Origin of the sequence: Chryseobacterium taeanense, from assembly GCF_900099685.1 — a bacterium.
Taxonomy (GTDB): domain Bacteria; phylum Bacteroidota; class Bacteroidia; order Flavobacteriales; family Weeksellaceae; genus Chryseobacterium; species Chryseobacterium taeanense.
The window spans coordinates 151,757-161,652 of the sequence record NZ_FNDW01000009.1 but is presented as its reverse complement, the minus strand read 5'-3'; the positions used below and the strand labels follow the sequence as shown (position 1 = coordinate 161,652).

Below are 9,896 nucleotides of genomic sequence, written 5' to 3'. Positions count from 1 at the left end.
TAAATGCAATTAGAAATAAAATCATACACAGAGTTTATGCTTTGATAAAAAATAATTCTGTGTATGAAAATAACTTGCAGATGTCATAGAAATCGTACTGACTGAGGTCGTACATTGGGATACAGCTGATTTTATTTTTAACAAAAGATTATATTTTCTTCAGTCGTTTTGTAACTTTCTTATCAATAGTTTTGTCTTACTATTAAAAAAGGACTAATGACAAAATTTTTATCGCCACTGTTTTTATTCTTTACAGCAATGGTTTTCGGACAGACTCAATTGAAGGTTTTCAATAAAGCCGACAAGCAACCGATCTATAATGCAGCCGTCTATTGTGATGATGCCCTGTTAGGGAAAACGGATCTCAATGGAGCGTTGTCCTTTAAAACGAAATGTAAAAAAGTAGAAATCCTGGCCAGCAATTTTGAAGATGTAACGGCAGATGTAAAGAAAAATATGGAAATTTCCATGCAGCCTTTATCAGAGAAAAGAGGAAATATTGACCGTGTGGTGATTAATGATAAAAGTGATCCGAGGGCACTGAAAATTCTTGATGAAGTCAATAAAAGAGCTAAAGAGAATTCTCCCAAATCCCTGGAATCTTACAATTTTAAGTCGTACGCAAAATATTCTATTGATCTGGATAAAGATTCCATTGATATTTACAAAAACTTTTTAGCCACAAGAAAAGACTCCCTTTCAAAGGTCGATCATAAAGATTTTAAGCAAAAAGAAAGCGATAAAAAGGATTCTCTGATTGCAGAAGATTTCATTGAAGCGTCGACGGAGGGACAAATGTTTCTTTGGGAAAAAGCCACGGAATACAAATATTCAAAAAAATACGGTGAGAAAACCAATATCATCGACAACCGAATGTCTGGATTTAAAAATCCGATCTATGAAGCGCTGGCTCTCAACGTTTCGAATCTCGACAGAACCCCGAGACAGCTGAGACCGGAAAACAGAAAGCTGTTTAATTATTACCTCACCGACACCATACAGCTTGACGGAAGAAAAACATACGTCATCAAGTTTAAAGAGATTACCGACAAAAAGAAGCAGAACCCGAGGAAATTCAACGGCAAAATCTATGTGGATGCCGACAGCTATGCTCTTAAAAAATTTGAAAGTATCAGCAAAAAGATCAATGAGGGAAATATTGTCTCGGTCTGGAAACCCATCAATAACAAATGGTTCCTGGATTATGAAGACCTGAAACTTAAAATGGGCAACACAAGCTTTGATACCTCGAAGAAAGACAGCCTAAAACCGGGAGACACCAAAAAATACAATCAGAAGAAATTCGGAAATTATCTGTACGTCAAAAACAGGTTCTTTGATTTTGAAATCGACCAACCGCAGAAAGCTTCCGATTTTAAAGGCTATTCCCTGGAAATGAAAAACTCCGACGGAAGCTTGCTACAGCAATACAGAACCGACAGTCTGACTACAAGGGAAAGCAATACCTATACGAAAATCGACAGTTTTGTTCAGAAACATGATTTCGAGAAAAAACTCAATACTTTGACGCAGCTTTTAAGAGGAAACATTCGCTATAAAATGATTGATTTTGACATTACCAAATTCATCAAGTATGACAACTACCAGGGCATCCGTCTGGGAGCCGGCTTAAAGCTCAATGAAAAGTTCAGTAAAACGTTTTCTCCTGACGGATATTTCGGATACGGATTTAAAGATCACCGCTGGAAATACGGGCTTGGACTGGATGTAAAGCTGTCTGACAAAAGAACTTCCATCTTCCGTGTTGAATACGTAGATGATGTTTTTGCGGCGGGAAGATTCAGCAACCATATGTGGGATATGATGATGAAAATATCGGATATTAATCTTGATCTTCATAATTCGACGTTCTACAGGAATCAGCGATACGGAGCTTCTTTCCTATATGATATTTCCAATTCATTAAGCATGAAAATTGCCCTAAACAAAGAGAAACAAAATGCTCTTTTTGACTACCAGTATAAAAACATGGGCAATGCCTTTGACAATACGAATGCGATTTTATCTTTAAAGTTTGCGCCTAATGACAAAAATATCATGACACCTTCCGGAAAATACACGTATGAAAAAGGATATCCGCAGGTATTTTTAAATTATGAAAAAGGATTTAAAACCTTAGGCGGAGATTTGGATTACAACAGACTTGACGCGTTAATTATCCATCAGTTCAGATCAAAATTGGGCTATACCAACATTAAGCTTTTCGGGGGAATTTCTTCGGGAACAGCTCCTATCTGGAAAAACTTTGAAATTGCGGGACAAAATGATGCCAATATCGACCACTGGTATTCCAATATAAGTACGCCTTCTAATTTCGGATTTGCTACCATGCCTTCGGGAACTTTCTTTGCGGATAAATTTGCAGGGTTTAAAATTTCACAAAGTCTTCCTTTCAGATTCAAAACTTTGGGTAAAAGATATTCAGATATCGAACTTGAATACCAGTCGGCTATCGGTGATTTTAAAAATGCAGCAGATCATCAGTTCCAGTTCCGTGCGTTGGATCATTATTACCAGGAAGCCGGTGTGATGTGGAACAGATTCTTAGGCACCGGATTCGGTGTAGGTTTTTCCTACAGGCTGGGCTATTATCAGACCTCAGAATTCAAAGAAAATATGGGGATCAAGATAAAGTTTAATCTTTTAAACTAAATTCCGTAATATTAAACTTGTTTAAAGTAATTTCAGAATTAACCACAAAAGTTAATTATAGCACAATGATTAGTATATTCAAAGTTCTCAAAATAATAAAAATCGGAGATTTTTAAGCTATTGTGATCTTTTCATTCATAGTCATCAACTTTAAATATAAATTAAACTCATCTTTTGCGACTTTTGTGGTTATATAAAAAGCTTAAACATCTTATTTAAAAAATGAAATACCAGATCCCGGAAATTCCGGGATTTTTTTGTGATTGATAATTCTTATGAAATAGGCAGTGAATATCAATGGATAAAAACTTTTACAGGAGAATAAATATTATTAATTTTGACCTGTTTTTATGAAAGGTGTTGTATTGATTATATGTTTCTGTATGGGTGTTTTTGGTTTTTCACAATCAAAAGTTACTTCTATTGAGGCTGTAGTCATCGAAGATAAAAGTGATCCCCGAGCGCTGGAAATTTTGAAAAAGGTCAATCAGCAGTTCAGGGAGAATTCTCCTAAAACACTGGATTCCTATTCTTATAAATCGTACGAAAAAATTTCTCTGGATATTGATGAAGACAGTATTTCCCAATACAAGCAGTTTTTTGAAAACTCTGAATTTTTCAGAAAAAAAAGAGAGAAAGATTCTTTGAACAACGTCTCAGCCAGAAAGATATTTTCAAAGAGTAAATTATTTTTATGGGAAAGGGCTCAGGAATTTTTGTACTCAAAAAAATACGGCGAAAAAATCAATATTCTTGACAACAGAATTTCCGGGCTGAAGCAGCCAATCTATGAACTAATAGCCCTTCAGCAAAGTAACCGCGATCAGCTCCCGGCTCAGCTCAAAAAAGAGAACAGAGGATTATACCGGTTCTTTTTAACCGATACTATTGACATAGACGGAAGGAAGAATTTTGTGATCCGTTTCAGGGAGGTTAATTACAAAAACCCTGATAAGAAGAGAAAATATCACGGTGCGATTTATATTGATACTGACACTTACGGTATTAAGAAAATCGAAAATTTCAGCAAAAATAAAAACGACGGCATCATTACCAGCACCTGGATCTATTTCAACAACAAATGGTTTCTCGCCCATGAAACTGTAAAGCTCAAAATGAGTAATATGGTGATGGAAGAAGATAAAAAAGAAGATCCTGACGAAAAACGTGAGAAAAATAAGAAACAGAGTTTTGGCACTTATGCCTTTCTGACTTCCCGTTACTTTGATTACCAGTCACCTGCTGAAAATGATAAAAAAGATTTTAAAGGGTACACTTTTTCTGTAAGAAATATTGGCGGAAAAACACTGGATCAATACAGAACAGATCCTCTGACAGAAAGAGAAAGAAACACCTACAAAACCATCGACAGTCTTGGAAAAATATACAATATTGACCGGAAAGCGAGAGTCTTGGGAGGCTTGCTGTTAAACGGACAGATAAAAGTAGGTGTTGTGGATTTTGCGGTGGATGAAATCGTTAATTACAATTTATACGAAGGCTTCCGGGTTGGTTTGAAAGCTAAACTTAATGAAAGCTTCAATCCGTATTTTTCTCCTGATTATACTTTTGCCTATGGTTTTAAAGATGACAAATGGAAATACAGAATCGGGCTCGATATTAAAACGACATTGGAAAAAGATTCCTATTTCAGGGCTGATTATTATGATGATGTAACCGCTTCCGGGGAATTTTACAGAAGACTCTGGAATTTCAAGATGAGAATGGCCAACTATGGAAATAATTTGAATAACGACCGCTATTACCGTTATAGAGGTGGTTCTGTTTCGTATTTAAATGATGTAACAAACGGATTAACATTGGTATTTGCGGCCAGAAAAAATCTTGAAGAAGCGATGTTCGATTATTCTTTCCGCGGAAGAGGCCCTTCTTTTGGAAATTTCAATACCTTATTTACGTTAAAATATTCTCCGAATTCTACCAATATCATGACTCCTCAGGGAAAATCCCTCATTGACCAGAAGTATCCCGAACTGTATTTTAATTATGAACAGAGCTATAAATTGTTGGGAGGAGACTTTAATTACACCAGATTTGATGCGCTTTTTATACATAATTTTAAGACGATGGCAGGTACAACCGGTTTTCGTCTCTATGGCGGAATGGTGTTCGGAGATGCCCCGATCTGGAAAAACTTTACCATGAACGGACTGGCTTCGCCAAGAAGAGATTTTAATTTTAACCTGACTTCATTTCTCGGATTTGCCACGCTGGAAGGCGGGAAATATTACAATGACCGATTTGTAGCATATTATTTTACGCATAAACTTCCTTTGTATTTCAAAAGTTTCGGACAAAATATCTCAAGTTTTGATTTCGTACTGAGAGGAACTATCGGAAATATGAAACATCCTGAATATCATCAATTCATGTTTCGCCCGCTCAATCATCTCTATCAGGAAGTCGGCCTTGAATGGAACAATTTCCTTTCAACTTATTTTAACCTGGGATTATTTTACAGGGTGGGTTATTATACCACCCGGAATTTTAAGCAGAACTTTGCCGTTCAGTTTAAATTAAAACTTTTGGAATTTTAAATATTTTAATCAAAAACAATACTACACCTACATGCAAAAAATCGAAATAAAAGCAGAGCAATTTTTCGAATTATTAAAATTAAAAGACACTTCGATGTGGGAAATTTTCGCCCAGATGATTGACGGAAATGAAAAGGAAATCATTTTCCTGGATAACGAAGACAAAATACTTTTCAACTATATTCTTCCTCAGAATCAGGAAAAGCTGGAAGAAGACCGTAAAGAATTTTCAAAGCAGTTTGCGGATAAACTTGCGAACCTGAATTGAGTTTGAGAGTGGGAGAGTTTGAGGGTCTTAGCGCATGCGAAAGAGCCCAACAGTTGTGGTATCTATACTACTTTTTGATAATAGATTAACGCTTCTACACTAAAACCTAAGACTCTAAAACGATCCACTTTTAAAAAGATCAACGGTTTTCCTGGCTTCTGCCACATCATGTACACGTAGGATTTTCGCACCCTGCTGCAATACTTTCAGGTGAAGCTTCTGGGTTTCTTCATTGATGTCAAGAGGAGATTTTCCTAAAGGTTTATAAATAAAAGATTTCCTTGAAATTCCGATCAATAAAGGAAATTTACCAAATCCAAGATATTTTACTTCATCGATCATCTTCATCTGATCTTCAACCGTTTTTCCAAAGCCAAAACCAGGATCAAGAATAATATCTTTAACGCCTTTACTTAATAACTCGTTGGTTTTTTCAGAAAAATATTGGTTAACTGAAAGAAGAATATCAGCGAATTTTATTTTATCATGCATCATTTCATACGAAGGATTTACGTGCATCAGAATATAAGGAAGTTTTGTTTCTGCCGCGATATCAAACATATTGGCATCATAATGCCCTCCGGAAATATCGTTAATGATATCAATACCTTCATTAAAGCCAAATCTTACCGTTTCAGCGTAGAAAGTATCAAGAGAAATCAGCGCTTCGGGAAACTCTTTTTTAATTGAAGAGATCATACCTCCTATCCTTTTGATTTCCTCTTCTGCACTCAGAAATTCAGCGTTCGGGCGTGTCGATTGTGGGCCGATATCTATAATTTCAGCACCTTCTTTCAACATTTTATATGTCTGCTCCAACGCCGATTTCTCGGTATTGAATTTTCCACCATCAGAAAATGAATCCGGCGTGAGGTTAAGAATTCCCATAATTTTCGGAAACGAAAGGTCTACCAATCTTCCATTGCAGTTGATTGAGTTAAAAGTTTGGAGGTTTAAAGTGTCCGAAAGTGAAGAAACCTGCGAGCCGGATAAATTATGATTAGACATGACGATATAAGCTGAAATTTATGGTACAAAAATAAAACAAAAATTCCTTCTTGTTTAAAAATTCTATAACGCTAAACCTACACTCTCAAACGTATATACTTTCCTACTTTTATACTCTAAACTCTCCAGTTCCAAAACCCTGCAACACACAAAAATTCGTATATTTGAAAGATTAAGAGAATTTATGTCAGAAACATCAGTACAGTTTGAGAAAATTATCAGTCAGTGCCGTGAACTTTTCAGTAAAAAATTACAGGATTACGGACCGGCGTGGAGAGTTTTGAGGCCAAGCTCTATTACAGATCAGATTTATATTAAAGTCAACAGAATCCGTACTTTGCAGATGACCGATAAGAAAATGGTGGATGAAAGCGAAGAGGGTGAATTTGTCGCTATTATCAATTATTCTATTATTGGACTTATCCAATTGGAAAAGGGCTTTTCAAATGATTTTAATGAAAACAAAGAAGAGATTCTCAATCTTTATGACAAGTATTCTACCGAAGCCAGACAATTGATGGAGCGCAAGAACCACGATTACGGCGAAGCGTGGAGAGATATGAGAATTTCGTCGATCACAGATCTTATTTATCAAAAAGTTTTAAGAACAAAACAAATAGAAGACAATCAGGGAGTAACGGTTGTTTCTGAAGGTCTGGATGCCAATTATTTTGATATGCTGAACTATTCTGTTTTCTGTCTCATCAAATTCTCTGAAAAGGAAAATAAGGTTGAATCCAAAAACTAATTATATGATTAAAGGTTTATTACGTTTCGTTATTGCGGTTATTTTTATCCTTTCGGGATTTGTAAAAGCGGTAGATTTGGTCGGTTTTTCCTTTAAAATGGAAGAATACTTCTCTCCTGCCGTATTCAATATGCCTTTCTTTGAAAAATTTGCACTGCTTTTTTCAGTGATTGTTGTAACGCTGGAACTGTTACTCGGATTTATGCTTTTGCTAAAACTCAAGCTTAAATTTACCATTTCGGCATTAATCGCACTTTGTGTTTTCTTTGGTTTTCTGACTTTCTATTCTGCGTATTTTAACGTAGTGACCGATTGCGGATGCTTTGGAGATGCGATTAAATTTACGCCTTGGCAAAGCTTCATTAAAGATATTGTGCTTCTGTTCGCTTTGATTATTCTCTTTATTCTTTACAGAAAAGATTTTAAGAAAAAAAACGAATACAGCTACAGTGAAAAAAAAGAATCAAATACAGTAAGATATATCCTCTTGGCCGTATTTTCCGTGATCATGATCGGAATCGGAACTTATGGAATTTTGTATGAGCCGGTGATTGATTTCCGTGATTATAAAATAGGAACCGACCTGAAGTCTGAGAAAGAAAAAATCAATAAAAATCCATCTGAATATAAAACATTCTATTCTCTTAAAAACGAGAAAACAGGAGAAATACTGAAAGTAAACCAGGATGATTATATTAAAGAAACAAAGTATTGGGCAGAAGGATCACCATGGAAAATCGAAGAAGGAAAAAATGAATCGGTTTTGGTAAAAGAAGGCTATAAATCAGAAATTGTAAAATTTAAGATCGAAGATCCTACAGGAATGGAAGTGACAGAAGAAGTCATCAACGCTCCGAAAGCCATTCTTGTATTTTCTTATCATCCGAAAGAAGTTTCCCCGGAATTGCTTAAACAAGTGGAAGCAAAAGTAAAAGCACAAAAAGCCAATGTTGTTTACGGTGTTTCCACAGATCCGAATACTTTTAAAACTATTAAAAATATGATGATGGATGGCACTGCTATTAAAACAATTGCAAGAAGCAATCCATTTGTTCTCGTTTTGCAGAACGGGAAAATCATAGATAAACAGCCGGCAAAAGAATACATTAAATAATTCTGTAGCTAAAATCTAAACACTAAACTTTAATTATATATTTACTCATGCAGAAATCAAATAAACCGATCGCAGGATACCATTTATTGATGATCTTATCGTCGGTAGACGGAGAATTTGCTCCGGAAGAAGGAATGCTGGTTCAGCAATATCTGGCAGACGAATTTCCTTTCAAAATGGATCTTGATAATGAACTTGAAACTATCGCTTTGCTGAAGCCCGAAGAATGGAAAGGACATTTTGAGTTTCATGCTAACTGTTTTTATGATGATTCTACGGAAGAAGAGCGTCAAAGTTTTATCCAATTTGCCAAAACTTTAATCAAAGCCGATAATAAGGTAACCGACGAAGAACATACCTTCTATACCCTTTTGAAAAAAATCTGGAATATTAATTAATTGAGATCTAAGAATTAGCTTTATCTAATCTCAACTCCTAAAAATAATAAGAAACTATGAGAAGAAAAATAGTTGCAGGAAACTGGAAAATGAACAAAAATATAATTGACGCACAACAGTTGATGGTTCAGTTATTAAGCTATAAAAACAACAATACAACCAACTGCGAAGTCTGGATCGCACCGCCGTCTTTATATTTAATGATGGCTAAAGATATTTTTGAAAAAGACGAAATCGGAGTTTTTGCTCAGGATATGAGCGAGCACGAAAGCGGAGCTTACACAGGTGAAATTTCGGCTGATATGCTGGAGTCTATCGATGCTACGGGATCTTTGATCGGACATTCTGAGAGAAGACAATACCATGGTGAAACAGATTCTCACTGCAACAAAAAAGTAAAACTGGCTTTAGATAAAGGATTAATTCCTGTTTACTGTAATGGTGAAACATTGGAGCAGAGAAAAGCAGGACAACATTTTGAAGTGGTAAAAAACCAGACGGAAGTTGCTCTTTTCACACTTTCTGCAGAAGAAATCAAAAAAGTAGTAATTGCGTACGAACCGGTTTGGGCAATCGGAACCGGTGAAACGGCAACTCCTGAGCAGGCACAGGAAATTCATGCTCATATCAGAAGTATTATTGCAGCAAAGTACGGACAGGAAGTTGCAGATGAAGTTTCTATCCTTTACGGAGGCTCTGTGAAGCCTGATAATGCCAAAGAAATTTTCTCACAACCTGATATCGATGGTGGACTGATCGGTGGAGCGGCCTTAAAACTGGAGGATTTCTCTAAGATTATTGAGGCTTTTAATTAAAAATAAGTGAAAAAGTTCGTTCTTTTATTTTTCGGAATCCTTTTATTTGATATTGTATATATGCTCGTGTATGATCAGTTTTTAATTGGTCTACAACAGGATTTTCTGCAATATCCTTTTATTTTTATAAAGTATTTTGTCAGTTCTCCGGCAGTTTTCTTTAACAGACTTTTGCCTTTTTATGCACCGATTCCAATGTATCTGTCGTTGCTAATATTTATAGGAAATGTTTTGATACAAACACTTTTGATCTATACTATTTTCTTTAGGAAGAAAAAGATAATAATGGACGAATAAAAATTATCGGCGGCATC

The 9,896-nt window shown here is 35.6% G+C and carries 8 protein-coding genes; 7 read left to right on the top strand and 1 reads right to left on the bottom strand.

Going from position 1 to position 9,896, the window contains the following annotated elements:
* Window positions 1–216 precede the first annotated feature (216 nt).
* From BLR30_RS13195 to BLR30_RS13185, 3 genes are all read left to right on the top strand, one after another.
* Window positions 217–2,673 (top strand): DUF5686 family protein, encoded by a 2,457-nt coding sequence (locus tag BLR30_RS13195; RefSeq protein WP_089859671.1) that lies wholly within the window; start codon window positions 217–219, stop codon window positions 2,671–2,673.
* 350 nt (window positions 2,674–3,023) lie between these two features.
* Window positions 3,024–5,231 carry a hypothetical protein gene (locus tag BLR30_RS13190; RefSeq protein WP_089859668.1) on the top strand — a complete coding sequence of 736 codons (2,208 nt, stop codon included), beginning with the start codon at window positions 3,024–3,026 and terminating at the stop codon, window positions 5,229–5,231.
* Between the two features lie 31 nt (window positions 5,232–5,262).
* Complete coding sequence (locus tag BLR30_RS13185; RefSeq protein WP_089859666.1) at window positions 5,263–5,499, top strand: hypothetical protein; 237 nt, start codon at window positions 5,263–5,265, stop codon at window positions 5,497–5,499.
* Between the two features lie 114 nt (window positions 5,500–5,613).
* Here the strand turns inward: BLR30_RS13185 and folP are convergent, their stop codons facing one another.
* Window positions 5,614–6,387 carry a dihydropteroate synthase gene (folP, locus tag BLR30_RS13180; protein ID WP_089859696.1) on the bottom strand — a complete coding sequence of 258 codons (774 nt, stop codon included), beginning with the start codon at window positions 6,385–6,387 and terminating at the stop codon, window positions 5,614–5,616.
* 304 nt (window positions 6,388–6,691) lie between these two features.
* On the opposite strand from folP, the gene BLR30_RS13175 reads away from it, so the two are divergent.
* The 4 genes from BLR30_RS13175 to tpiA are packed head-to-tail and all read left to right on the top strand — an operon-like array spanning window position 6,692 to window position 9,582.
* Window positions 6,692–7,255, top strand: coding sequence for a DUF1599 domain-containing protein (locus BLR30_RS13175; protein WP_089859663.1), 564 nt, complete (start codon window positions 6,692–6,694; stop codon window positions 7,253–7,255).
* A 4-nt stretch (window positions 7,256–7,259) separates the two neighbouring features.
* On the top strand, window positions 7,260–8,369 hold the full coding sequence (locus BLR30_RS13170) for a BT_3928 family protein (protein ID WP_089859693.1): 1,110 nt from the start codon (window positions 7,260–7,262) through the stop codon (window positions 8,367–8,369).
* A gap of 47 nt (window positions 8,370–8,416) precedes the next feature.
* Complete coding sequence (locus BLR30_RS13165) at window positions 8,417–8,767, top strand: tellurite resistance TerB family protein (protein ID WP_089859660.1); 351 nt, start codon at window positions 8,417–8,419, stop codon at window positions 8,765–8,767.
* Window positions 8,768–8,823: 56 nt separating this feature from the next.
* Window positions 8,824–9,582, top strand: coding sequence for a triose-phosphate isomerase (gene tpiA / locus BLR30_RS13160; RefSeq protein WP_089859657.1), 759 nt, complete (start codon window positions 8,824–8,826; stop codon window positions 9,580–9,582).
* Window positions 9,583–9,896: the final 314 nt, after the last annotated feature.

What these genes read in the sequence shown, in the direction of transcription:
- BLR30_RS13195 (WP_089859671.1), top strand. Translation starts at nt 217, where the DNA reads ATGACAAAATTTTTATCGCCACTGTTTTTATTCTTTACAGCAATGGTT.
- tpiA (WP_089859657.1), top strand. Translation starts at nt 8,824, where the DNA reads ATGAGAAGAAAAATAGTTGCAGGAAACTGGAAAATGAACAAAAATATA.
- folP (WP_089859696.1), bottom strand. Translation starts at nt 6,387, where the DNA reads ATGGGAATTCTTAACCTCACGCCGGATTCATTTTCTGATGGTGGAAAA.
- BLR30_RS13165 (WP_089859660.1), top strand. Translation starts at nt 8,417, where the DNA reads ATGCAGAAATCAAATAAACCGATCGCAGGATACCATTTATTGATGATC.
- BLR30_RS13175 (WP_089859663.1), top strand. Translation starts at nt 6,692, where the DNA reads ATGTCAGAAACATCAGTACAGTTTGAGAAAATTATCAGTCAGTGCCGT.
- BLR30_RS13185 (WP_089859666.1), top strand. Translation starts at nt 5,263, where the DNA reads ATGCAAAAAATCGAAATAAAAGCAGAGCAATTTTTCGAATTATTAAAA.
- BLR30_RS13190 (WP_089859668.1), top strand. Translation starts at nt 3,024, where the DNA reads ATGAAAGGTGTTGTATTGATTATATGTTTCTGTATGGGTGTTTTTGGT.
- BLR30_RS13170 (WP_089859693.1), top strand. Translation starts at nt 7,260, where the DNA reads ATGATTAAAGGTTTATTACGTTTCGTTATTGCGGTTATTTTTATCCTT.